This window comes from Candidatus Latescibacter sp. IFSED24 (assembly GCF_058273205.1).
The window spans coordinates 105,389-130,185 of the sequence record NZ_CM177850.1; the positions used below are offsets into that span (position 1 = coordinate 105,389).

Sequence of the window (24,797 nt, forward strand, 5' to 3'; positions counted from 1 at the left end):
GACGAACCCCCGGGGCCGAAGTCCGCGGGGGTTCGCGATGATAAAGCAGGGCCCGGGCGCTAGCCGAGATTCTTGTTCACGAAGTCCCAGTTCACCAGGTTCCACCAGTTCTCGATGTACTTGGGCCGCGCGTTGCGCGTGTCCACGTAGTAGGCGTGCTCCCAGACGTCGATGCACAGGAGCGGGGTGTGGCCGTCGGTGAGCGGGCAGCCGGCGTTCTGAGTGTTGACGATCTCCAGATCGCCACCGGCGGTGCGCACGAGCCAGGTCCAGCCGCTGCCGAAATTGGTGACGGCGGACTTGGTGAACGCCTCCTTGAACGCGTCGAAGCTGCCGAATTTGGCCTCGATGGCCCCGGCCGCAGCGCCGGTGGCCGGGCCGCCGCCGCCGGGCTTCAGGCCGTTGAAGTAGAACGTGTGGTTCCAGACCTGGGCGGCGTTGTTGAAGATGCCGCCGGCGGGCGCGGTCTTGACGATGTCCTCGAGGGACTTGGCTTCGAACTCGGTGCCAGGAACCAGCCCGTTGAGATTGTTGACGTAGGCCGCATGGTGCTTGTCGTGGTGGTACTCGAGGGTTTCCCGGGAGATGTGCGGCGCGAGGGCGTCGTGGGCGTAGGGCAGGTCGGGCAGCTCAAAAGCCATGGTCAGCCTCCTCTGGAATTACCGGGGCGAATAAACCCCGTGGGTTGCGGTTACCTCCGACATGCACATGATAGGAGGGGCCCCCGACACCGCCAGGCTCCAGTGTCCGATTGGGGTTGGCTCTCCTGCCAGACGCGGTGTATGGTGCGCCCAGAGAGAGAGTATTCCCCAACGCGGAGGATTGCGATGAGCGACCCAGGTCGTTTCGACGACTCGCCTCAGGGGCCGGAGATCAGGCTGCCACAGCCCAACAAGAAACTGATTCGCAACGTGCTGGTGGGCGTGCTGGTGCTGATCCTGGCCTTCACCAGTTTCTACACCGTCGAACCCGAGGAGACCGCCCTGGTGCTCCGTTTCGGCCGCTATGTCCGCAGCACGGACCCCGGTCTGGCCTTCAAGCTGCCCTTCGGCATCGAGCAGGTCCGCAAGGTCCAGGTGCAGCGGCAGTGGAAGGAGGAGTTCGGCTTCCGGACCGTGAAGGCCGGCGTCCGCTCCCAGTACGCCACCCGCGCATACGCAGAGGAAGCCAACATGCTCACCGGCGATCTCAACGCCGCCCTCGTGGAATGGGTGGTCCAGTACCGGGTGGTCGACCCCTACCAGTTCAGCTTCCGGGTACGCAACCCCGAGGCCACGTTCCGCTACATGAGCGAGGCGGTGATGCGTTCGGTCATCGGCGACCGCACCGTCAACGAGGTGCTCACCGTGGGCCGCGCCGAGGTGGCCAGCGAGGTCCAGGTGGCGCTCCAGGAACTCTGCGTCCAGTACGAGATCGGAATCTCGGTGGACCAGGTCGTGCTGCAGGACGTGAATCCCCCCGACCCGGTGAAGCCCAGCTTCAACGAGGTCAACGAGGCGCAGCAGGAGCGCGAGAAGCTCATCAACCAGGCGCAGTCCGAGTACAACAAGGTGATTCCGCGCGCGCTGGGCGAGGCGCAGCAGACGATCCAGGCGGCCGAGGGCTACGCGCTCGAGCGCGTGAACCGGGCGCGTGGCGACTCGGCCCGCTTCGTGGCGCTCTTCGAGGAATACCGCAAGGCTCCCGAGGTCACCCGCAAGCGCATCTACCTCGAGACCATGGCGCAGGTTCTGCCCCAGGTCGACAGCAAGGTCGTGGTGGACGGCGAGCTGCGGAGCGTGCTGCCACTGCTCAATCTCGATGCCCCGAGCAGCCAGGGAGGTGAGCGATGAACCGCATCCTGTTGATCCTCGTGGTGCTGGTGGGCCTGATCGCCGTCTTCGGGTCGCTCTACGTGGTGAGCGAATACGAGCAGGTGATCATCACCCAGTTCGGCCGACCCGTGGGTGATCCCGTCGACACTCCGGGCCTCAAGTTCAAGATTCCCATGATCCAGAAGGTCAACCGTTTCGAGAAGCGCTTCCTCGAGTGGGACGGCGATCCCAACCAGCTGCCCACCAAGGACAAGCGCTTCATCTGGGTCGACACCTACGCGCGCTGGCGCATCACCGATCCGCTGCTCTACTTCCAGCGCCTGCGCGACGAGCGCGGCGCCCAGACTCGCCTCGACGACATCCTCGACGGCGAGACCCGCAACGCCATCGCCAAGTACGACGTGGTCGAGGTGGTGCGTTCGACCAACCGCACCGCCCAGCGCAGCGAGGCCGAGGCCGAGGATGAGGTCACCCTGGTGCCCATCGCGGCCGGTCGGGGCGACATCCGCGAGGAGATCCTGAGCAACGCCCAGACGCGCACCGGCGACCTGGGCATCGAGATCCTCGACATTCAGTTCAAGCGCATCAATTACGTGGAGGAAGTCCAGCGCAAGGTCTACGAGCGCATGGTCGCCGAGCGCAAGCGCATCGCCGATCGTTTCCGCAGCGAGGGCGAGGGCGAGGCCAGCCGCATCTCTGGCGAGAAGGAGCGCGAGCTCCTGCGCATCCAGTCCGGCGCCTACAAGACCGCCGAGGAGATCAAGGGTCGCGCCGATGCCGAGGCCACCAGCATCTATGCCGCGGCCTACAACCGCTCCCCCGAGGCGCGCGATTTCTACGGGTTCCTGATGACCATGGAGAGCTATCCGGCGACCATCGACAAGGGTAGCCGTCTGGTGCTGTCCACCGATTCGGATTACTATCGATACCTGAAGTCGAGCAAGTAGTCCGGACCGCATCGGCAAGAGAGCGCGGCCCGTCCCCCGGGGGACGGGCCGCGCTGTTTGCGGACCGCCGGGCCTAGAAGAAGAGCTTGGCCACCTGCAGGATCCCCTGCTTCCACGGCACGCGGTGCGAGACTCCCGACGCGCCCGCGAAGTCGTCCACGTGCTCGAGGTACCAGCGGTAATTACGCACCAGCGCCTGCTTGTTCGAGTACTGTGGATCGAAGCCCAGCACGCGCTCGGCCTTCTCGATGGAGACGAACGAGTCCTCCGAGGCGGTCTCGTAGACCCATTTGTAGAGCGGCGAGAGCTTGAGCGCCTCGAGCAGTCGCAGCGTCCAGATCACCGGCGCGGCGGGGAAGCCGCGGATCCGCTTGCCGAAGCCGGCCTCGTCGAGCACCGCCTGGTAGTCTTCCTTCATGGTGGTGAACTCGCGGGCGCCGATGTTGAAGACGTCGTCCACGGCCTCGACCGGCCCGGTGGCGGCGAGGTAGATCCCCTGGCAGACGTCCTCGACGTCGCAGAGCTGGTAGCGATTGTCGCCGCTGCCGATCATGGGGAAGCCGCGGCCGCTCATGGCCCAGTCGTAGAAGAGCGCGAAGACGCCCAGACGCTCGGGCCCGATGAACGACTTGGGCCGGATGATGGGCACGGTCAGGCCGCGGGGCCGGAACTCCAGACACACTTCCTCGGCGGCGACCTTGGCCTCGCCGTAAGGGCCAACGCCTTCGAGCGGATCGTCCTCGAGCAACGGATGGTGGTCGGGGATGCCGTAGACCGCGGTGCTCGAGACGTGGACCACGCGCTGGATGCCCGCGGCGAGCGCGGCCGCCAGCACGGTCCGCGTGCCCTCCACGTCGGTGGTGCGGATCTCCTCGGCGGAATAGAGAGGCAGCGCGGCGGCGCAGTGCACCACCAGGTCGCAGCCCTGGACGGCGCGATCGACGGCGGCCCGGTCGCGGATGTCGCCGATCACCTCGGTGATGCGGTCGCGTTCGGGATAGTCGAAGGGCGCCAGGTCGAGGGTGACGACCTCGTGGCCGCGGTCGAGGAGGTAGCGCACCAGGTTGATGCCGAGGAAGCCGGCGCCGCCGGTGACGAGGCAGCGCTGGAAGCGGAAGGCGGGGTCGGTCACGTCATGATCCTTTGGCCGGTGTCCAGCAGACGATGCGAACGGGAAAGATGACGCCGGCGAGCCGTCTCGGCAAGAAGATGGGCGCCGCGAAGGGTGTATGATAGGGTGTTCCCGTGATTCCACAACCTCGAGCCGGAGGCCTGTGCCATGCCCCGTCCGATCCTGCTGCTGATCCTGCTGCTCACGCTGACGCCGCTGACGGGCTGGGCCGCCGACGATCCGCTCTTCTGCTGGACCGCCACCCGCGAAGGGGCCACGCTCCATCTCCTGGGCAGCATCCACGCCGGACAGGCCGACTGGTATCCGCTGGACGACCGCCTGGAGGCGGCCTTCACCGGCGCCGACACCATCGCCTGCGAGATCAACGTGGCCGATCCCCGGGTCGCCATGCGGACCTCGCTGCTGGTCATGAAGGAAGGTATGTATCCGGCGGACGAGTCGCTCCAGGACCACGTCTCGGCCGAGACGTGGGCGATCCTCCAGGAACGCGTGGCCGGCTCGACCATGGCCGCCATGTTGCCGCGGATGCGGCCGGGGCTCGCGGCGGTGACGATGATGCAGTCGGTGATGGGCGAGCTGGGTCTGGACGCGCTGCAGGGCGTGGACATGCATCTCCTGACGCGCGCCATGGAGGCCGACCGTCCGGTGGTGTCGCTGGAGACTCCGGAGCAGCAGGTGGCGCTGATCTTCGGGCCCGATTCGGTGATCGACGCCCTGCTACTGGAGGAGGCTCTCACCGAGAGCACCGACGAGATGAAGGCCATGCTGGATCGTTTGCTGCAGGCCTGGCGCGAGGGCGATCCGGAGGCCATGGAGGCGGTCTACCGCGAGGATTTCGGCGACGATCCGCGGCTGGTGGATTTCCACGAGGAGTTGCTGGTCAAGCGCAATCGCGGCATGGCGGACCGCCTGGCGAATCGGCGGGGACGCTGGTTCGTGGTCGTCGGCGCCATGCACCTCTGCGGCGACGACGGGGTGCCGGCGCTCCTGGCCGAGGCGGGCTGGACAGTGGCCCAGGTGCGCTGAGCAAACCGCACCGCTCCGGGAATCTTGGCCGCACGGATTTTGATCCAGAGATGTTCCAGCCTAGAGGTGCAGGAGCTTGCGCAGTTCCTGCTGTCTCTGCCCGAGCCATCTGCGGAGGTAGAGCAATAGCGCGACGATGGGCAATAGCGAGGCGAACACCACCGCCGACCACCTGAGCTGCCAGTGGCCATCCGCATAGCGGTTGAGCAGCAGTTCGAGCCCCATGACGAACACGCCGCAGGCCAACAGCACGGTGGCGATGTTGGCGAAGGGCGACAGGCGCCGTTTCCTGACGACCACGAGGGTCAATGCGAGCACCGTGCCGATCAGGACCGTCAGCGGGAAGGCCAGGGGCAGGAACCAGGTCGTGCCGGGAGTGAAGCGATCCAGGATGAAGAGGAACAGTCCGGTGGTGATGATCTCGGCTGGCAGGAAGATCCAGGTGCGGTGCACCCAGAGGATGAGCAGGATTGCCGAGAGCCAGGTGAACCCGATGGATGTCAGCGGATAGCGCGACCAGGTGATGTCGAAACCGGTGGCGAGGTCGGCCGCAAAGACCACCAGGATACTGGTCAGAGCGAAGAGGGAGACCACCTCCAGCAGCCAGCGGTGGAGGCGTCGGTTGGTTGCCTGGACGTCGCGCCTGGGCGGCGCCGGAGGCGATTCCTCATGGTCCAGCCCGGGCTCGAGCGAACGGCGGCACAGCGGACAGCGTTGCAGGCCGTCCTCGACCTCCACGCCGCAATGACTGCATAGGATCATGGTTCGCTGCTCCTCTCGGCCAGGATGACCCGGATCCCGGCCCGGGCCAGGTGCGTGAAGAAGATCCTCTCGAGTTCCCGACTCTCGACGACGCTGCCGAAGTTGATGAACAGGTCGTCGCGGAAGCTGAGGACCGCGCAATTCTTCTTCATTCTTGGATTCGGTCCCAGCATGACACCGAAGGACTCGATGTGGTCATCGATCTCCTCCGGCACGGCGATCCGGCCGAGATTCGAGAGCACGCCGGAATAGGGTGCTTCGCCGAACCGTTCGCGCACGTACGAGAACAGCAGATCCTTCAGGAACAGGGGCAGGATCCGGACGAGCGGGTTCTGTTCGACGCGCACGTTGCGGGCGATCTGCCGGTCGAGTTCGCGACGGTCCGTCAGCAGCTTCAGGCTGTGATGCACCCTCTGGACGATGTCGTCGAAGTCATAGGGCGCAAGGCGCATGTCGATCTCGGGAGACGCGAACAGGGAGAAGTTCCGCATGGTCTCCGAGGGGTGGTGCCGGCGCATATCCACGGGTACCTCGAGCCGCACGATGGTCTCGTCACCACCCGTGGACGCGCAGACCTGCACCAGCGCGTGCATGTAGAGCGCGACCAGATACTCGGTGAGGCTGACGCCGTGTCGGCGGGCCAGGTCGAGAGCGTCGCCCACCGGCAAGCGCCCGGTGATGACCCGGGATCGGGATTGGGCCGCGTCGGGAAGGTGGCGGGCCCTCGACAGACTGGTCGGCGCGGGCAGGCGGGGGTCGCAATACCGCTTGTAGGCGTCCTCGTACTCGCCGGGAGACGGCGTTGTAGACGGATCGAGAAAGGGTTCCCAGCTGGTGACACGCACGCCCTGCAGGCGCAGGTACTCGGTGGCCAGGGTTCCGAGGAAGCGGATGGCGCCGGCGCCGTCGGTCAGGACGTGCGAGAAATCCACGGCGATCGTGGCGTCGCGTGCCTGCACCCGCAGGAGATGGCGGCTGCCCCAGTGAACCGGCATCACGGAGACCGGCACGCCGCTCATGGGATGCAGGCGGGGAATCTCGTCATCCCGTTGCAGGTAGTACCAGAAAAGACCGCGCTCGAGATGGACCTGGAAATAGGGAAACCGCGGGAACACCGTCCGCAGTGCGTCCTGGAGCAGCGAGACACGGATGGGAGCCTTGAACGTCACGGAAACGCGGTAGACATCGGGAGACCAATCGGCGAGCGATGCTGGGTAGATCCTCGCGGCATTGTCGAGCGTCAACCATTCCTGCTGTCCATCGTTTCGCATGGGATCATGGCCACAGAGGAGCACCGATCACCTCCCTCCAGAGATCCTGGCCGAGAGCAAAGTAATAGAGAGCGGTGGCGAACAAGCCGTGGAACAAGCCCAGGGCATAGAGGTTGCGGGTCCGGAAAAAGACCGAGGTGGTGATGAGGGCCAGGACGAATGAGGCCACCACGAGCGGCGGCGACGGATTGTGGACCGCGGCGAAGGCCAGCGCGGTCAGGCAGACGATCGCCGGATCCGGGAGCCGTATATGCTTCTTGATGTTGTCCGCCACCAGTGCCACCACGAGGAACTGCTGGACGAGACCCCAGATCGGGTAGAGCAGGCAGATCAAGAACAGGTGCGAGTTCATGACCAGGCGGTCGGTGAGCAGTCCGAAGGTGGCGAAGCCGACCACGGACACCACCAGGGCCGGCAGCAGCAGTCTGACGCTCCGGCCGAAACCTCGCGTGGTGAAGCCCCACTGCGCCAGGACCGAGGAGTTCCTGGCCGCGCGCACGACCACGAAGCCCGTCCAGAACAGGCAGGCTCCGGCGATGAAGGCCAGACGCCACCCGAGCCAGTCGGCCAGCAGGGTGTTGCCCAGGCCGGTCAGCAGGACGGCGGTGACCTCCCAGCGTGCCGTGGTCATGATCCTCTCCTGGGGCTGAGCCTGGGCGTCCGGCGGGGCTGCTCGCCCTCACCGGTCATGAGAACACACCCGCAGCCCTCCTCCGTCAATGTATTGCATGGGTTTCCTGGCAGCACATCCTCTGGAGACGACTGCCGGGACTCTGGACGCGGCTGCCCCGAGATTCCACGGTATGAGTAATTCCGCGCAAAATGTTGCCGGCCCCATCCTTGCAGTTTCCTCTGCATGGAAAATCACGATCTGTACAATCCCGCGTGGGTCCCACCCCACTGCCCCTCGCGCAAGTGCCACTTCCACAACCCCTTGAACAAAGGATGGCGCTGGAAACGCTCCGGCTACTACCGGCGAAAGGTGCCCCCAAACCGTATCCGCAGGTTCCGCTGCAAAGCCTGCGGCGTCACCTTCAGTTCACAGACCTTCAGCACCACCTACTGGCTCAAGCGGCCCGACATCCTCGACCAACTGCCCACCAAGGTCACCGGCGGCGCCTGCAACAGCCAGATCGCCTTCGACCTCGGCGTTGCGCCCTCGACCATCGACCGCCAGATCTACCGTCTCGGTCGGCATGCCCTGCTCTTCCACACCCGGATGATGCAGAACAGGCCTGTCTTCAAGGACCTGGCCATCGACGGCTTCGTTTCCTTCGAGCACAGCCAGTTCCACCCGTTCCATTTCCACGTCGCCGTGGACAGGGAGACCGCCTTCTTCCCCTACTTCACCGACAGCGAGGTACGCCGGTCGGGCACGATGACCCCGAAGCAGAAGGAGCGGCGCGCCGTCTACGAGCAGGTCCGCGGCAGGCCAGACCCGCAGGCCGTGCGTAAGGACATGCAGGAGCTGCTGGAATACCTGACCGAGGGCGCGAGTGCGATGACCATCCACAGCGACGAGCACAAGGCATATCCCAGGGCGTTGCGGGCTCTTAGCTGCCGGATCCGCCATATCGTGACCAGTTCGAAGGAGGTCCGCAACCGGATCAACAAGCTGTTCGAGATCAACCTGCTGGATCTGCTGATCCGCCATGGTGAGGCGGAGCACAAGCGGGAGACGATCGCTTACACGAAGCGTCGGAACAGTGCGGCTTACAAGCTGTCGATCTTCCTGGTGGTGAAGAACTACGTGAAGACGAAGCGTGTGCGGGGTTGTGGGCAGACGCCGGCGCAGCTGCTAGGTGTGTGTCGTCGTCGGTTGACGGTGGGGGAGGTGTTGGGTCGGCGGTTATTTGTGGATCAGGCGGGGTTGCCGGGGCGATGGCGGCAGTACTACTGGCAGGAGGTGGTGACGCGGGCGCTGAAGATCAACCGACGGCATGACTTGACGTACGCGGTGTGAAGTGGTTGCCGCGAATTCACTTGGTAGGTGGGAACATTCTTCGCGGAATAACACTCGTCTTGACCGGCCGACACAGATTCCCGATCATCACCCAAGGCCCGCGCACCGTCGCCTCCCGAGCTGGTCGCGTTTCCCTGCCGGTGTCGCGGGCCCCCGTACCCCACGCAGCCCGGGGAGGCTGCCGTGAACGCCGCCGCTCTCTTGATCCACCCGTCCACGGCCAACGATCACTTCAAGCAGCAGTACGCGCGCACCCTGCGCTGGTCGCTCCTGGGTGCGCTCACGGCGTTGACCCTGGCGGTCTGGCTGCTACCCGAATACCGGCCCGTGCCCTACACGCTGACCAGCGAGGCGCTGGTCGTGGAGGATCTCGATGTCCTCGAGGCCACGGTCCTGCCGCCGCCGCCGGAGCGGCGGCAGCTGGCGGTGCCTGATATCGTCCCGGCGGCACCCGACGATCCCGGTATCCGGGACGACATCCCCTGGCCCGAATTCCTTCTGGATGTGTCGCCGACAACCGATCCGGAGCCCCTGACGGATCCACCCTTCCTGGCCTCCTCGACCAAGCCCAGACTCCTCCGGGGCGCGGTGGCCGACTATCCCGAGATGGCCCGCCTGGCCGGCATGCAGGGCCTGGTCCTGGTCAAGGTGCTGGTGGATCGCGACGGACGGGTCTCGCAGGTGGTGCTCCTCAAAGGCGTCCATCCGCTGCTCGATCGTCCGGCCCTGGCGGCAGCGCGTCAGCTCGTCTTCACGCCGGGGACGCAGCGCGACATGCCGGTTCCCTGCTGGGTGGCGGTGCCTTTCCGCTTCGCGTTGAAAACACGATAGCAGTTCCTGGTGCCGGTCCGTTCCGGATATTACCATCGAGTGGCCCCGCCGCGGGCCAGAGGGGAACGACGGACCCTGTCGCTCGGGTGCGCCCACGCCGTTCCAGCCCGGGGGGCCGGCCTGCAACCCGAGGTCCCGCCATGGCCATCCACCACCTTGCCCAGCTCTTCGATCCCCGGCGCATCGCGCTCATCGGCGTCACCCCCAATCCAGAGAGCGTGGGCGGCAAGCTGCTGACCAACCTCATCGGCGGCTTCCGCGGCGTGGTCTACCCCGTCAACCCGACCTGCGAGGCGGTCCTGGGCATCCCCTGTTTTCCCGACCTCGCCGCGCTGCCCCACACGCCCGATCTCGGCGTGATCTGTACCGCGGCCGAGCAGGTGCCCGACCTGGTGCGCCAGTGCGGCGAGGCGGGCATCCTCGGCCTGGTCATCGTCTCGGCCGGCTTCCGCGAGGTCGGTCCCGAGGGGCGCCGGCTCGAGGAGCGGATCGCGGCCGAACGGCGGCGCTTCCCCGGCATGCGGATCCTCGGTCCCAACTGCATGGGCTTCATCGTGCCGCGTCTGAACCTCAACGTGAGCTTCGCCGGGGGCCGGCCCCGCGACGGCGATATCGCCTTCATCTCCCAGTCGGGCGCGCTCTGCTCGTCGATCCTCGACTGGGCGCTCGCCGAGAACGTGGGTTTCTCGCACTTCGTGTCGGTGGGCAACGCGCTGGACGTCGACTTCGGCGATCTCATCGACTTCTTCGGCGAGGACGAGCGCACCCGGTCCATCGTGCTCTACCTCGAGTCGGTGAGCGATGCGCGCAAGTTCATGACCGCCGCGCGCGCGTTCGCCCGCACCAAGCCCATCGTGGCCTACAAGGCGGGGCGCTTCCCCGAGTCGGCGGCGGCCGCGGCCTCGCACACCGGCGCCATGGCCTCGTCCGACGACGTCTACGCCGCCGCCTTCCAGCGAGCCGGTATCGCGCGTGTCGAGCGCATCGGCGACATCTTCGACGTGGTCGACCTCATCGGCCGTCAGCGCAAGCCGCGCGGGCCGCGCCTCGCGGTGGTCACCAATGCTGGCGGACCGGGGGTGATGGCCATCGACGCGCTGATCGCCGCAGGCGGCATGCTCGCCAAGCTGGGCGACGAGACCATGGCGGCGCTCGACGAGAACCTGCCGCCGCAGTGGTCGCACCGCAATCCGGTGGACGTGCTCGGCGACGCGCGCTCCAAGCGTTTCGCCAGGGCCATCGAGATCACGGCCGCCGATCGGGGCGTGGACGCCATCCTGGTCATCGTCACGCCCCAGGCCATGACCAATCCCACCAACATCGCCAAGGCTGTCAGCCGGCTCGCCGCCACGGTCCAGAAGCCCATCCTGGCCAACTGGCTCGGCGGGCGCAGCATGAGCGAAGGGGTGGCGATCCTCAACGAGGCCGGCGTGGCCACCTTCCCCACGCCGGAGCAGGCGGTCCAGGCGTTCATGACGCTCATGGACTACAACCGCAACCTCGAGATCCTCTACGAGACGCCGCGCGAGATCCCGGTGCGGTTCCCCATGGACCGGGCGGAGCTGCGGTCGCGGTTCGCGCCGCTGCTCGGCGCTGGCGAGCACTGCCTCGCGGAGGACGCCGCCAAGGACCTGCTGGCCGGCTACGGCATCCCCGTGGCCACGGCCAGGCCCGCGGCCACCGCGGACGACGCCGTGACGCTGGCCGAGACCATGGGCTATCCCGTGGTGCTGAAGATCCATTCGCCGGACATCACGCACAAATCCGACGTGGGCGGCGTGGCCTTGGACCTGGAGGATGCCGGGGCCGTCCGTTCCGCCTTCGAACGCATCATGGCCTCGGCGTGCCGGCACGCACCCGACGCCAATCTCGCCGGAGTCACGGTCCAGCCCATGGTCCGGTCCCGCGAGGGGGTCGAGCTGATCCTCGGTGCGCGGCGCGATCCGGTGTTCGGTTCGGTGCTCATGGTGGGGTTGGGCGGGACCACCGCCGAGCTCTTCGAGGACCGGGCCATCGGATTCCCGCCGCTCAACGAGCGACTGGCCCGACGCATGCTCGAGTCGCTCAAGATCTGGCCGCTGCTCAACGGCTACCGTGGCCGGGCACGGTTGGCGGTGGACGCGCTGCTCGAGGTCCTCTTCCGGTTGTCCTATCTGGTGGCGGATTTCCCGGAGATCTCCGAACTGGATGTGAACCCATTGCTGGTGACGGAGAGCGGGGTGACGGCCCTCGATGCCCGGGTCATGACCGCGCCGCCTGAGGCCGGGACCGCGGGCGATCGCTACGCCCACCTCGCCCTGCGTCCCTATCCCGAGGAATACATCCGCGAGGTCGCCCTGGAAGACGGCCTGCGGGTGACCTTCCGTCCCATCAAGCCCGAGGATGAGCCGTTGTGGTTCGACCTCCTGCGGTCGTGTTCGAAGGAGTCGCTGTACCAACGGTTCCGCTACCTCTTCCACTGGGAGACCCACGAGACCGCCACGCGCTACTGCTTCAACGACTACGACCGTGAGATCGCCATCGTGGCCGAGGCCGACATCGACGGTGCGAGGAAGCTCCTGGGCATCGGCCGGCTGATCGCCGATCCCGACGTGGAGACCGTGGAGTTCGCCTTGCTCGTGGGCGACCCCTGGCAGGAGCACGGCCTCGGCGGCCGGCTCACCGATTTCTGCCTCGAGGTCTCGCGGCGCTGGGGCCTGTCGCGCGTGGTGGCCCAGACCACGCGCGACAACGGCCGCATGCTCGCCATCTTCGAAAAGCGAGGCTTCAGCCTGAAATACGACGCGTCCGGGTCGGAGGTGGAGCTGGTGAAGGTGCTCACGACGTAGGTCGTCGTGCGCAGGCCGGCCGCGCGGATGGTCAATCCAGCCGCGCGGCCTCGCCCCAGGCCCCGCCGAACACGAATTCGTCCTGGGTCCGCCGGGGACGGGGCTTCGTGTCCCGTTCCTGCAACGGCTCCGGCAGGCCGGCCGGGTCGGCGGCGTAGCCGATGGCCAGCGCGGTGATGGCCGCATAGCCCTCGGGGATGCCGTAGAGCTCGCGGGCACGGTCGGGCAAGATACCGCCCATCTGGTGCACGACCAGCCCACGGCTGGTGGCCTCCATCGTGATGTTGGCCGAGGCCAGGCCCACGTCGTGTAGGGCCGTGCCGTTGGGCTTGCCGTTGGCGGTGTAGGTCAGCCTGGCCACGGTGATCACCAGCACCGAGGCCTGTCGGGCCCACTGCTGGTTCGCCTCCACCAGGCACGACAGCAGGGTGGCGAAGGCCTGTTCATCCTCGCGCCGGGCCACCAGGTAGCGCCAGGGCTGCTCGTTGAACGCCGACGGCGCCCAGCGCGCGGCCTCGAAGAGGCTGCGCAGATCCGAAGCGGGCAGCGGGCGCGGATCGAAGCCATACGGGCTCCAGCGCGTGGCCAGGGCCTCGTGGATCGGATGATCGGGCACGGCGTGCTTGACGTTGCTCATGCGCTCAAGCCTCCTGCGCAACGGCATCGTCGCCGCGGACCATCAGCTTGCGCACCGTGAACTCGCCCGGGCCGACCAGCGCCAGACCGGCCACCATCACGCCCAGGGTCAGCGCGTATTCCATGCCGCCGTTCTGGATGTTGAAGGCGCCGGCGTGCGCCGTGAAGGCCGCCACGAGCATGGTGAAGACCAGGGGCCAGAGCGCGTAGCGGAAACCGATCCCGCCGAGAAGCAGGAGGCCGCCGGCGAACTCGCTCACCGCAGCCAGGACGGCGGCCAGCTTGGGCGCGGGGATGCCGAGCGAACCGAGGTAGCCGGCGAAGCCGTCGAGGCCGCCGAAGAGCTTGCCCTGGCCGTGATAGATGAAGACCACGGCCAGCATCACCCGGATCAGGAGGAGGCCGATGTTGGTGGTGGAGCTGTTCATGACGGGTTCCTTTCGTGTTGTCTCATTTTTTGTTGAAACGATTATTTGCCGAAAAAATCAACCTCTCAACAGGGTGTCGAGCAGGCGGTCCAGTTGCTTGAGCTTGCGGTCGTCGAAGGCCTGGAACTCGCGACGGATCTGTTGGTCGAGCGGGCCGTCGATCTCCGCCAGCAGGGCGAGGCCCTCCTTGGTGATGCGGGTGCGCACCACACGCCGGTCCTCCTCGCTGCGCCAGCGTGTGATCAGGGCGCGCTGCTCGAGCCTGTCGAGCAGACGCGTCACGTCGGGGACGCGCTTCAGCATGCGCTGACCCACCTCCTGACAGCAGAGGTCCTCGTCGCGGGCACCCCGGAGGATCCGCAGCACGTTGTACTGGGGACCGGAGAGCCCGTGCAACTTGAAGAGCGCGGCGTGATCGCCTTCGAGGTGCTCGTGCACCTGCATCAGCTTCAGGGCGACCTTTTCGGCCTGGCGGAGGTCGGGTCCGGGCATGGTGCCTCTCCGGGTCGGGTGTGAATACGTCCGCACTGACAGGCGACAATATATGTTGCTTCACTAATCGTTGCAACAATTATAATGCACCCTCGAAACCGTTCGGGGCCGTCCAGCGTCGCCGCTAGGCGAAGAAGGTCTCCGCCGCCTCCATGATCGATTCCGACAGGGTCGGATGCGGGTGGATCGTCAGCGCCAGGTCCTGCCACCGTGCGGCCATCTCCACAGCCAGCGCCGCCTCGGCGATCAGCTCGCCCGCGCCCGGGCCCGCCAGGCCCACGCCCAGCACGAGGTCGGTCTCCGGGTCGATGATCACCTTGGTGAGGCCGTCGTCGCGACCCAGGGTGAGGGTGCGGCCGATACTGCGCCAGGGGATCTTGGCGGTCTTGACCGACCGTTTCTGTTCGCGGGCCTCGGTTTCGGTGAGGCCGACCCAGGCCACCTCGGGATCGGTGAAGCAGACCGCGGGGATGGCGCGAGGCTCGAAGGCGGCGGTCTGGCCGGCGGCCACTTCCGCCGCCACGTAGCCCTCGTGCGTGGCCTTGTGGGCGAGCATGGGCTGGCCGGTGATGTCGCCGATGGCGAAGATGTGCCCGGCGGTGGTGCGGCGCAGGGCGTCCACCTTCACGAAGCCCTCGGCCAGGTCGATGCCGGCGCTGTCCAGGCCCAGGTCCTCCAGGTTGGGCCGGCGTCCCACCGAGACCAGCACCTGATCGAAGAGTTTGCTCGACTGTTCGCCCTTCTTGTCCTCCAGGGTGACCTTGACGCCGTTCTTCTGCTCCTTCAGCGCTAGCACCTTGGTGCTCAGCAGGATCGCCTCGAACTGCTTGTCGAGCCGTCGCTTGACCTGGCTGACCAGATCCTTGTCGACGCCGGTCATGAGCTGCGGCAGCATCTCCACCACGGTGACCCGGGTGCCCAGCGCGGCGTAGACCGTGCCAAGCTCCAGGCCGATGTACCCGCCGCCGATCACCAGCAACGACTTCGGGATCGCCACGGGATCGAGCGCGCCGGTGCTGTCGATCACCCGCGCGCCGAGCTCGTCCACGAACGGTGGCAGCGCCGGCCGCGAACCCGTGGCCAGGATGGCCTGGTCGAACGCGAGGCTGGCCTCGCCGCCCTCGACCAGCTCGACCATCAGTTCGTGCGGTCCGGTGAAGCGGGCGCGTCCGCGCACGTGGCGGACCTTCTTGTGCTTGGCCTTGCCGCCGAGTCCGCCGGTGAGGGTCTCGACGATCCCGTCTTTCCAGTCGCGGAGCTTGTCGATATCCACAGCGGGCTTGCCGAAGACGACGCCCATGGCGCCGGCTTCCTCGGCCTCGCGCAGCAGCTTGGCCGCGTGCAGGAACGCCTTGCTGGGGATACAGCCACGGTGCAGGCAGACGCCGCCCGGGTTCGCCTCGGGTTCGACGATGGTCACCGAGAGGCCCAGATCGGCGGCCTTGAACGCCGCGGCGTAGCCGCCGGGACCGGCGCCGATCACCACCAGCTGGGCCTTGTCCAGGGTCTTGCTCATGATCCGTCCTCCATGGCCAGCAGCAGCGGTTGTTCGAGGGCGGCGCAGATCCAGCGCAGGAAACGGGCGCCGTCGGCGCCGTCGACCACGCGGTGGTCGTAGCTCAACGACAGCGGCATGCGCAGGCGCGGCTGGAATTCCCGGCCGTCCCAGACGGGTTCCATCTCGGCGCGCGAAACGCCCAGAATCGCCACCTGCGGCGCGTAGACGATGGGGGTGAACGCGGTGCCGCCGATGCCGCCGAGGTTGGAGATGGTGAACGAGCCGCCCTCCATGTCGGCGGGCGAGATCTTGCGCTCGCGGGTCTTGGCGGCGGTCTCGTTGAGCTCGCCGGCCAGCGTGGCGATGCCCTTGCGGTCGGCGTCGCGGATCACCGGGACCAGCAGGCCGCCCGGGGTGTCGACGGCCACACCGATGTGCACGTACTTCTTGAGCACGAGCTCGTCCGCGGCCAGGTCGAGGCTGCTGTTGAGCTGGGGGAAGGCGCGCAGCGCCCGGGCCACCACCTTGACCAGGATGGCGGTCATGGTGAGCTTGCCCTCGGATGGCGCCTTGCGGTTGTATTCCTGGCGGAAGCTCTCCACCGCGGTGATGTCGGCCTTGTCGTCCTGGGTCACGCGCGGGGCGGTGGCCCAGGCGTAGGCCATGGCGTCGGCGGTGATCCTGCGCACCTGCGACAGCGGCTGGCGCTCGATCTCGCCCCACCTGGCGAAGTCGGGCAGGGGGCGAGCCGCGGCCCCGCCGCCGCCGGCCGTGGCGGACCGCTGTCCGGCCATGGCCCGCTTGACGAACGCGCGCACGTCCTCCTCGGAGATGCGGCCGCCGGGGCCGCTGCCGGCGACGGCGTGGATGTCGACGCCCAGCTCGCGGGCGAAGCGGCGCACGATGGGCGAGGCGGGGGCCACCTCGCCGGGAGGAGTGGTCTCCGTACGAGGCGGCGGCATCTCGGCGCTGACGGGCTCCGGCTCGGGTGCGGGAGGCGCCTCCGGCGGCGCGGCCTCGGCCGGCGCCGCGGCGGGCTCCGGAGCGGTCTCCTCGGCCGCCGGCTCCGGCGCACTCGCTGCTTCTTCAGCCGCCACGGCTCCCTCGGGCTCGCCCGCCATCACCACCTGGCCCACCTCGACCTCGTCGCCCTCGTCCACCAGGATCGCGGTGATCTTGCCGGTGATCGGCGAAGGGACCGCCACCACGGCCTTGTCGGTCTCCATCTCCAGGAGCGTCTGGTCCTCCTCGACCCGGTCGCCCACGGCCACCGAGAGGCCGATGATCTTGCCCTTGGTCACGCCGTCGCTCACCTCGGGTACGCGGATCTCGTGCTTCATGTCCACTCCTTCACGCCGGTACTAGTCGACGTGGGGGTTCAGCTTGCCCGGGTCGATGTCCAGATCCTTGATGGCCTGGCGCGCCACCTTCAGGTCCAGGTCGCCGTCGAGCGCCAGCTCGTGCAGCGCGGCCAGGACGATGTAGCGCCGATCGACCTCGAAGAAATCACGCAGGCGGGCGCGGTCGTCGCTGCGGCCGAAGCCGTCGGTGCCCAGCATGTGCAGCCGGCCGGGGATCCAGCGCGCGATGGTCGCCGGCATGATCTTCATGTAGTCGCTGGCCGCCACGAACACGCCCTGTTCCTTGCCGAGGGTCTCCTCGACCCACGGCCGCTCCTTGGCGCCCGGCTCGAGCAGGTGCCGGCGCTCGGCCGCCACCGCGTCGCGGTACAGTTCCTTGTAGCTGGTCACCGACCACACGTCGGCAGCCACGCCGTACTTCTCCTGCAGGATCTCCTGCGCCGCGATGGCCTCGTTGAGGATGGCGCCCGACCCCAGCAGGTGCGCGCGCTTCTTCGCCTTGGCGCCCTTCAGCGGCGACTTGCGGTAGCGGTACAGGCCGCGCAGGATGCCCTCGCGCACCAGCGGGTCGCTGGGCATGGGCGGCTGCTTGTAGGTCTCGTTCATCACGGTCAGGTAGTAGATCCACGTCTCGTCGTTGCAGTACATGCGGGTGATGCCGTCGTGGATGATCACGCCCAGCTCGTAGGCGAAGGCCGGGTCGTAGGCCTTGACCGTGGTGGGCGGCAGCGCCAGCACGTGGCTGTGCCCGTCCTGGTGCTGCAGGCCCTCGCCGGCCAGCGTGGTGCGGCCGGCGGTGGCGCCGATGAGGAAGCCCTTGGCCTGCATGTCGCAGGCGGCCCAGATCAGATCGCCCACGCGCTGGAAGCCGAACATGGAGTAGAAGGTGTAGAAGGGGATGGTGGGCACGTGGTTGTTGGCGTAGGCGGTGCCGGCGGCGATGAAGCTGGCCATGCTGCCCGCCTCGGAGAGCCCCTCCTCGAGGATGGCGCCGGTCTTCTTCTCGTTGTAGAACAGCAGGTTGCCCTTGTCGACCGGTTCGTAGAGCTGCCCCACGTGGCTGTAGATGCCGGCCTGCCGGAAGAGCGACTCCATGCCGAAGGTGCGCGCCTCGTCGGGCACGATGGGCACGATGTGCTGGCCGATCTCCTCGTCCTTGAGCAGCTTCGAGAGCAGGTGGACGAAGCTCATCGTGGTGGCCACCTCGCGGTCGCCGCTGCCGGCGTAGAGCTCGTCGAACATGGCCTCGGTCTCGCAGGCCTGCGGCCGCACCTCGACCCGCCGCTGGGGCAGGTTGCCGCCCAGTTCGCTGCGCCGCTTCTGCAGGTACTGCATCTCGGGACTGTCGCTAGCAGGCCGGTAGAACGGCGTCTCGTCCAGATCCTCGTCCGCCACCGGGATGTTGAAGCGGGTGCGGAATTCGCGCAGCTCCTCGTGGTTCATCTTCTTCTGGCTATGCGTGACGTTGCGTCCCTCGCCGCCCTCGCCCAGGCCGTAGCCCTTGATGGTCTGGGCCAGGATCACCGTGGGCTGCGGCCGGCCGTGGGTGGTGGCTTCGCGGTAGGCGGCATAGACCTTCTCGGGGTCGTGGCCGCCGCGGGTGAGCTTGCGGATCTGCTCGTCGCTGTAGTCGGCCACCAGTTCGAGCAGCGCCGGGTACTTGCCGAAGAAGTGCTGCCGGATGTAGGCGCCGTCGCTGATGGTGTAGCGCTGCATCTCGCCGTCGAGGATCTCCTCCATGCGTTTCTGCAGGAGGCCCGATTCGTCGCGTTCGAGCAGGTCGTCCCACTCGCTGCCCCAGATCACCTTGATCACGTGCCAGCCCGCGCCCCGGAACGCCGCTTCCAGCTCCTGGATGATCTTGCCGTTGCCGCGGACCGGTCCGTCGAGGCGCTGGAGGTTGCAGTTGATGACGAAGATGAGGTTGCCCAGCTGCTCCCGCGAGGCCAGGGTGATGGCGCCCAGGCTCTCGGGCTCGTCCATCTCGCCGTCGCCCAGCAGCGCCCAGACCTTGCGGCCCGACCGCTTGCGCAGCCCGCGGTCCACCAGGTAGTGGTTGAAGCGAGCGAGGTAGATGGCCTGGATCGCGGTCAGTCCCATGCTGACGGTGGGGAACTCCCAGAACTCGGGCATGAGGAACGGGTGGGGGTAGCTGGAGAGGCCGCCCTGGGGGTCGAGCTCGCGACGGAAGTTCTGCAGGTCCTTCTCGTCGAGGCGGCCCTCGAGGAAGGCGCGCGCGTAGAGTCCCGGCGAGGCGTGGCCCTGGAAGAAGACCATGTCGCCCAGGCACTCGTGGTCGGGTCCGCGCCAGAAGTGGTTGAAGCCGATTTCCCAGAGCGTGGCCGCCGAGGCGAAGGTGGAGATGTGGCCGCCGATGCCGGCGCTGGCCTTGTTGGCGCGCACCACCATGGCCATGGCGTTCCAGCGGATCAGGCTCTTGATGCGGCGCTCGATCTCGCGGTTGCCCGGGAACACCGGCTGCTGATGACGCGGGATGGTGTTCAGGTAGGGCGTGTTGGCGGTGAAGGGGATGCTGACGCCTTGCTCCTGCGCGCGGGTCTGCAACTGGCGCAGCAGTTCACGGACGCGGTCGCCGCCCTGCTCCTTGAGGACGTAGTCGATGGAGTCCCGCCACTCGCGGTCCTCGATGCGGCGCAGCTGGTCCCGATCCTGGGCCGGGTTCTCGGCCATGGTCGGCCTCCCTTCAAGGCTCTCGGGCGAAATCTTTCTCAAAATCACATAACCCCATGGATAAGGCCGTTCCCCGGGGCGTCAACGCTTGTCCTGGCTGGATTGGGGCATTGGCTCGGCGGTCCCGTTCTGGTATTCTCACATGAGAGGACCTGATTGTCTTGCTTGATGTTAGCAAGCTGACGGCCGCTGGCTCGAGGCCCCCGGGGATGGACTTGCCCACGATGCCGTGCAAACGTGAAACCGCCGCCGCCCTGCCGGCGCTGCTGGTGGCGCTGGTGCTGACGGCCGACGCCGCAGCCGTCACCTTCTCGCAGGACTGGAACTCGGTGCGCCTGCCGCGGGTCACCGATCAGGTCCATCCCTATCCCGAGTGGTCGGTGCAGGTGGACGGCCACGTCTGGTACGATGTGAGCTTCTCGGCCCAGGGCCCCGACAGCTCGGTCTGCCTGATCCTGCGCGCGAGCACGGTCGACCCCGGCATGACCGACGCCGCGGTGCGTCTGCGCCTCGAATTGTCGGGGCCAGGCCCGGACGAGCGCTACCTGGTGCCCGAAGACGCCGTGCTCCAGTGGGACTGGTGGTTCCGCGACAACCGCCAGTCCGAGGCCGTGGGTCTGCGCCTGATCTATCGGCACGGCAACGAGCTCGAGACGCGCGAGCACTGGAACACGCCGTTCTATACCCCGAGCAACGGCTTCGACCCCGTTCTGGTCTGGGACTGCCACCGCCTCGAACTGAACGATCTGCACACGCCCTGCGAGGACCCCCACCAGGAATGCATCGAGCTCGAGGCGCTGGAATTCGAACTGCGCGGCCCGGTGAGCCAGGAGCTGCGTCTGGACAACATCTACCTCGGGTCCCGGGTCGGCGTGGAGGATTGCAGCGAGGCGCGTGCGCCGGGGTTCGTGGTCCAGAAGCTGCAGAGCTACAGCGCCAGCATGGCCGACCTCGACCACGATGGCTGCTGGGAAGTGCTCCTGCCGGGGTTCCTGGGCCGCCGCTCCCAGTTCTGGCCGGGCTGCCAGGAGGCCCTCACCGAGGTCAGCCCACCCGAGGGGCTGACCGGCTATCTCGGCGATGTCTGCCTGTTCCTGGACGTGGACAACGACGGCGACCAGGATCTGGTCCTGGCCAAGATCGAGCAGTCGGGCCTGTACGTGCTCGAGAACGAGGGATACAACCGTTTCGCCGCGGTGCCTCGGGTCTACCCCACCCGGTCCGTGCTGCAGAGCGTCACCGCCATGGCCGCCGGCGACGGCGACGGTGACGGCTGGCTGGACGTCTACCTCACGATCCACGGCGAGGCCGATGTCCTCATGCTGGGCGACGGCCAGGGCGGATTCCGCGAGGCCCGCCCGGGACTCGCCGAACCGCTGGGCGAGCGCCGGGTCTCCACCGGTGTCGTCTGGTGCGACACGGACCTGGACGGCGACCAGGACCTGGTGGTCGCCGGCGCGGGGATCCTGCGCAACGACGGCCCCGACGGTTTCCAGGTCATGGGCCCGGCCATGACGCGCGGCCGCCGTCCCATGATCGAGGGCGTCACCGTGGCCGACCTCGATGGCGACGGGCTCTGGGACCTGTACCTCGGGATCGACCAGGACTCCTGTCGCCGACCCTATTCGGGCCGCAATCTCCTGTTCTGGGGCGACGCCCGCGATGGCCTGCGCCGCGATCGACGCAGCGACACGGCGGTGGCCGATGCCGGCCATTGCGAGGGCGCCGCCGCCGCCGATTTCGACAACGATGGTCTGCTCGACCTGTTCATCGGCAACCGCTCGGGACCTTCGCTCTGCCTGCTGGGCACCGGCGGCGGCTATTTCCGCCCCGACCAGGGCGTTGTCTTCGGCAACCTCGAAATCACCGACCTCTACGGCCTCTGCGCCGTGGACAAGGACGACGATGGCGATCAGGACCTCTTCGTCATCCGCAAGCACAACGACCCTCTCTTCCTGATCAACCACACCGACCAGCCGACCTTCCTCAAGGTCCGCCTGCTCGGCGTGGTCGGGAACTGGGACGCCATCGGCGCCCGCGCCGCGCTCACCTACCAGGATGCGTCGGACGACAGCTTCTTCGCCCTGCGCGAGCTGCGGGCCGGCGAGGGCTACCAGCTCTCGGGCCCGCGCGAGTTGCACTTCGGTCTGCCCGGTCCCGGTCCTTTCCGCCTCACGGTGACCTTCCCCTCGGGCATCACGGTGGTGCAGGAGAACCTGATGCCGGGCGACCGTCCGGTGGTGGTGGAGAGCGAGAGCGTCTGGACCAGCTCCCTACACCGTTTGGGTCGCGTGGTCCTGCCGCGTTATGCGGCCCGGATCGCCGGCTGGCCACTGCTGGCCCAGCATGTCCTGCTGGCGGGGATCGCCGCGCTCACCCTGCTGGCCTGGCGGCCTGCCCTGCATCGCTGGCGACCGGATGTGCGGCGCCCCCTGCCACCGCCGCTGGGCATCGTGCTGCTGGCGCTCCTGGTCCTAGGGATCCGCCATCACGTGGGCTGGCATCGTGTGGAGGCCTGGGGCCTGACCCTCTCGTTGCCCATGGGCATGGCGATGGGCCTGGTGCTGCCCATGGCGGTGCGCTACGTCCGCCGCCAGCGTGCGCCCTTGACCATCTGGGACCGCCTCAACGAGGAGTTCATCTCCTATACCCATTCGGGCTGGTGCAAGAACCTGGAGACCCTGATCCGCCAGGGGGGGCTGCTGGCCGGCAACCTGGGTCCCGACGAGCGCCGCGTCCTGGAGGAACGCTGGCTGGTGGCTCTCGACCAGTTCTACACCGCCGTGCTGCCCAAGCTGGGCAACATCGCCGAGCTCGGTAGCCTGCTCGAGGCCACGCGGACCGCGGGTCGGGACCTCGCCAGCGGCTTGCGGCGCATGAAGCGCGTCCGCAAAGGCGAACCGGGGGAGATCGCCGCCGGTGCCCGCGCCTTGCGCCAGACCGCGGATCGGCTGGCCGCGGTGGTGGAGGATCGGCTCAGTTGCCGCGTGGAACCGGCCGTGACCATGGCCTGGCGCGCCATGCTGCAGGAGTTCAGGGACCACGGAGTCGACCCCATCCTCGAGCTCGAGGGACTCGCGGGGGTCCGGGCGCGCATTCGCGACCACGAACTGGTCATGGTGCTGCAGGACCTGCTGCGCAATGCCGCCGAGGCGGCCGAGACCACGCCGTCCCCCGAGGTGCGGCTCACCGGCCGAGCCGACCTGCGGCGGGTCCACCTGGCGATCCAGGACAACGGTCCTGGACTGCAGGGGCGCGATCCGGAGCAGCTCTGCCAGGCGGGCCACACCACCAAGGAACGCGGCTCCGGATACGGATTGTTTCATGCCCGCAAGACCCTCGGGATCTATCGCGGGACCTTGCACCTGCAGGACCGTGCCGCAGGCGGCCTGGAGGTGTCGATCAGTCTCATGCGCCCGCTGCACGCCCGCGGCGCGGCCGGAGGTGAATCCACATGACCGTGCCCGAAGAGACCCGCTCCCGCCCCCGGATCCTCATCGTCGACGATGACGAGGATTTCGCCGCCGACATCGCCATGGTCGTCGGCCGCGAGTTCGAGGTCCGGACCCTGACCAATCCCGAGGCGGCCAAGCAGCTCTACCGCGACGGCTGGCCCGACGCCGTCCTCCTGGACATCGAGTTTCCGGAGCACGACGGCATCGAGGTGCTGCACGAACTCCAGGACATGGACATCTCCATCCCGGTGATCATGCTCACCTCGCACAGCGGCATTCCCCTGGTAGTGGCTGCCATGCGGGCCGGGGCCGAGAACTTCATCGCCAAGAGCCAGAACCCGCCAGAGATCGTCATGGAGACCGTCCGCCAGGCCATGCGCCACTCGGGCACGAGCCGCCGCCTCACCTACCTGGAGGACCGCCTCGACGACATCACCGGCACCGGACACACCCAGGTGCTGGGCGAGAGCGAGGCCAGCCGCCGGTTCCATGAGGAGCTGGAGACCGCGGCCCAGGCCGACGTGGATGTGCTGCTGCTGGGGGAGACCGGGACGGGCAAGGAACTCGCCGCCCGCTGGATCCATCAGAATAGCCGCCGCCAGGGCGGCGCCTTCGTAGCCGAGGACCTCTGCTCCACCCCGGAGACCCTGCTGGGCAGCGCGCTGTTCGGTCACGAGAAGGGGTCGTTCACCGGCGCGGTGAGTCGCCGGATCGGCGCCTTCGAGGCCGCGCGCGACGGCACGCTCATGCTCGACGAGATCGGCGAGATCCCCCTCGGGACCCAGGCCTCCCTGCTGCGCGTGCTGCAGAACCGCGAGATCCAGCGGCTCGGCGCTCACCCGCAGAGCAGCATCCGCTGCGACGTGCGCGTCATCGCCGCCACCCACCGCGACCTCGAACGCATGGTGGCCGACGGCGATTTCCGACAGGACCTCTACTACCGGCTGCGCGTGCTCACCGTACGGGTGCCCCCGCTGCGCGAGCGCCGCGAGGACATTCCCCATCTGGTCCTGCACTTCCTCGCCAAGCACAAGATCACCACCGGGACCTCGGTGGAGACGGTCTCCCCGGCCGCCATGACGCGGTTGCAGGAGCACCACTGGCCCGGCAACATCCGCGACCTCGAGCACACCCTGCAGGAGGCGCTCATCCGCAGCCGGGGCCGCGCTCTCGAGACCGACCTGCTCGACCAGATCCTCGGGCCGGGCAGCGCGGGACCGACGCCGTCCACCACCGGGACCGAGGAGGTCTTCCTGCCTTATCATGACGCGCGCCAGCGCTTCCTCACCGGCTGGCAGCGCGATTATCTCCAGGACGCCCTGCGCCAGGCCGACGGCGTGGTGAACCAGGCCGCGCGCCTCGCCCAGCTCTCGCCGAGCAGTTTCCGCAACATGGTGCGCAAGCTCGGGCTCGGCCGGCGCTGAGCGCGTCCTCATTCTGCAGACACGGGCCGTCACCTGCGGTCACCCACAGGTGACCCCCATGATCTTGAGGTTACCTCAGGATCATGAGGTTTGTTGATTCCCGGACATGGATTCTGCGGCTCGGGGGTCACCTCCAGGAGACTCAGGTCGGGATTGGCAATAATTGATTCGGGTGACAACCGCATTGATTTCCTGCTAAGGTGTTTCGCGGCAATTGCTTATGATTTTTTTAAAATTT

19 protein-coding genes are annotated in these 24,797 nt (G+C 67.5%); 8 read left to right on the forward strand and 11 right to left on the reverse strand.

Features of this window, described 5'->3' with window-relative positions; genetic code table 11:
* Positions 1-59: 59 nt before the first annotated feature.
* The gene (locus IFSED24_RS00425; protein ID WP_491333251.1) at positions 60-641 is read right to left on the reverse strand and encodes a superoxide dismutase; all 582 of its coding nucleotides are present in this window, start codon (positions 639-641) and stop codon (positions 60-62) included.
* Positions 642-827: 186 nt separating this feature from the next.
* Here IFSED24_RS00425 and hflK point away from each other — a divergent pair, with 186 nt between their 5' ends.
* Entirely contained in the window at positions 828-1,832 is a 1,005-nt protein-coding gene (hflK, locus tag IFSED24_RS00430) for an FtsH protease activity modulator HflK (protein ID WP_491333252.1), read from the forward strand.
* Complete coding sequence (gene hflC / locus IFSED24_RS00435) at positions 1,829-2,761, forward strand: protease modulator HflC (RefSeq protein WP_491333253.1); 933 nt, start codon at positions 1,829-1,831, stop codon at positions 2,759-2,761. Before hflK ends, hflC begins: the two co-directional genes overlap by 4 nt.
* 73 nt (positions 2,762-2,834) lie before the next feature.
* On the opposite strand, the gene IFSED24_RS00440 is transcribed toward hflC, so the two are convergent.
* Positions 2,835-3,893: an NAD-dependent epimerase/dehydratase family protein gene (locus IFSED24_RS00440; protein WP_491333254.1), complete on the reverse strand. Its 1,059-nt coding sequence runs from the start codon at positions 3,891-3,893 to the stop codon at positions 2,835-2,837.
* Between the two features lie 147 nt (positions 3,894-4,040).
* Here IFSED24_RS00440 and IFSED24_RS00445 point away from each other — a divergent pair, with 147 nt between their 5' ends.
* Complete coding sequence (locus IFSED24_RS00445; RefSeq protein WP_491333255.1) at positions 4,041-4,919, forward strand: TraB/GumN family protein; 879 nt, start codon at positions 4,041-4,043, stop codon at positions 4,917-4,919.
* Positions 4,920-4,979: 60 nt separating this feature from the next.
* Here IFSED24_RS00445 and IFSED24_RS00450 read toward each other — a convergent pair whose 3' ends face one another.
* Genes IFSED24_RS00450 through IFSED24_RS00460 form a run of 3 tightly spaced genes read right to left on the reverse strand, consistent with a single transcriptional unit; the run spans position 4,980 to position 7,583 of the window.
* Complete coding sequence (locus IFSED24_RS00450; RefSeq protein WP_491333256.1) at positions 4,980-5,681, reverse strand: DUF6320 domain-containing protein; 702 nt, start codon at positions 5,679-5,681, stop codon at positions 4,980-4,982.
* On the reverse strand, positions 5,678-6,952 hold the full coding sequence (locus IFSED24_RS00455; RefSeq protein ID WP_491333257.1) for a hypothetical protein: 1,275 nt from the start codon (positions 6,950-6,952) through the stop codon (positions 5,678-5,680). Before IFSED24_RS00455 ends, IFSED24_RS00450 begins: the two co-directional genes overlap by 4 nt.
* 4 nt (positions 6,953-6,956) lie before the next feature.
* Complete coding sequence (locus IFSED24_RS00460) at positions 6,957-7,583, reverse strand: CPBP family glutamic-type intramembrane protease (protein WP_491333258.1); 627 nt, start codon at positions 7,581-7,583, stop codon at positions 6,957-6,959.
* A gap of 225 nt (positions 7,584-7,808) precedes the next feature.
* Between IFSED24_RS00460 and IFSED24_RS00465 the strand changes: the two genes are divergently transcribed.
* The 3 genes from IFSED24_RS00465 (at position 7,809) to IFSED24_RS00475 (ending at position 12,574) form a co-directional block, all read left to right on the forward strand.
* On the forward strand, positions 7,809-8,915 hold the full coding sequence (locus IFSED24_RS00465; RefSeq protein ID WP_491333259.1) for a hypothetical protein: 1,107 nt from the start codon (positions 7,809-7,811) through the stop codon (positions 8,913-8,915).
* Positions 8,916-9,098: 183 nt separating this feature from the next.
* Positions 9,099-9,746, forward strand: a complete 648-nt coding sequence (locus IFSED24_RS00470) for an energy transducer TonB (protein WP_491333260.1) — start codon at positions 9,099-9,101, stop codon at positions 9,744-9,746.
* A gap of 140 nt (positions 9,747-9,886) precedes the next feature.
* Entirely contained in the window at positions 9,887-12,574 is a 2,688-nt protein-coding gene (locus tag IFSED24_RS00475) for a bifunctional acetate--CoA ligase family protein/GNAT family N-acetyltransferase (RefSeq protein WP_491333261.1), read from the forward strand.
* 31 nt (positions 12,575-12,605) lie between these two features.
* Here the strand turns inward: IFSED24_RS00475 and IFSED24_RS00480 are convergent, their stop codons facing one another.
* The 6 genes from IFSED24_RS00480 to aceE form a co-directional block, all read right to left on the reverse strand.
* The gene (locus IFSED24_RS00480) at positions 12,606-13,211 is read right to left on the reverse strand and encodes a nitroreductase family protein (protein WP_491333262.1); all 606 of its coding nucleotides are present in this window, start codon (positions 13,209-13,211) and stop codon (positions 12,606-12,608) included.
* Positions 13,212-13,215: 4 nt separating this feature from the next.
* Entirely contained in the window at positions 13,216-13,638 is a 423-nt protein-coding gene (locus IFSED24_RS00485) for a DoxX family protein (RefSeq protein ID WP_491333263.1), read from the reverse strand.
* Positions 13,639-13,695: 57 nt separating this feature from the next.
* Complete coding sequence (locus tag IFSED24_RS00490; RefSeq protein ID WP_491333264.1) at positions 13,696-14,130, reverse strand: MarR family winged helix-turn-helix transcriptional regulator; 435 nt, start codon at positions 14,128-14,130, stop codon at positions 13,696-13,698.
* Between the two features lie 124 nt (positions 14,131-14,254).
* Positions 14,255-15,646, reverse strand: a complete 1,392-nt coding sequence (gene lpdA / locus IFSED24_RS00495; protein ID WP_491333265.1) for a dihydrolipoyl dehydrogenase — start codon at positions 15,644-15,646, stop codon at positions 14,255-14,257.
* On the reverse strand, positions 15,643-16,968 hold the full coding sequence (locus IFSED24_RS00500) for a 2-oxo acid dehydrogenase subunit E2 (protein WP_491333266.1): 1,326 nt from the start codon (positions 16,966-16,968) through the stop codon (positions 15,643-15,645). The genes lpdA and IFSED24_RS00500 overlap by 4 nt, the downstream gene beginning before the upstream one ends.
* 21 nt (positions 16,969-16,989) lie before the next feature.
* The gene (gene aceE, locus IFSED24_RS00505; RefSeq protein WP_491333267.1) at positions 16,990-19,680 is read right to left on the reverse strand and encodes a pyruvate dehydrogenase (acetyl-transferring), homodimeric type; all 2,691 of its coding nucleotides are present in this window, start codon (positions 19,678-19,680) and stop codon (positions 16,990-16,992) included.
* A gap of 209 nt (positions 19,681-19,889) precedes the next feature.
* Between aceE and IFSED24_RS00510 the strand changes: the two genes are divergently transcribed.
* Together IFSED24_RS00510 and IFSED24_RS00515 are read left to right on the forward strand one after the other, a co-directional pair.
* Complete coding sequence (locus tag IFSED24_RS00510) at positions 19,890-23,138, forward strand: FG-GAP-like repeat-containing protein (protein ID WP_491333268.1); 3,249 nt, start codon at positions 19,890-19,892, stop codon at positions 23,136-23,138.
* Positions 23,135-24,559: a sigma-54-dependent transcriptional regulator gene (locus IFSED24_RS00515; protein ID WP_491333269.1), complete on the forward strand. Its 1,425-nt coding sequence runs from the start codon at positions 23,135-23,137 to the stop codon at positions 24,557-24,559. Before IFSED24_RS00510 ends, IFSED24_RS00515 begins: the two co-directional genes overlap by 4 nt.
* Positions 24,560-24,797 lie beyond the last annotated feature (238 nt).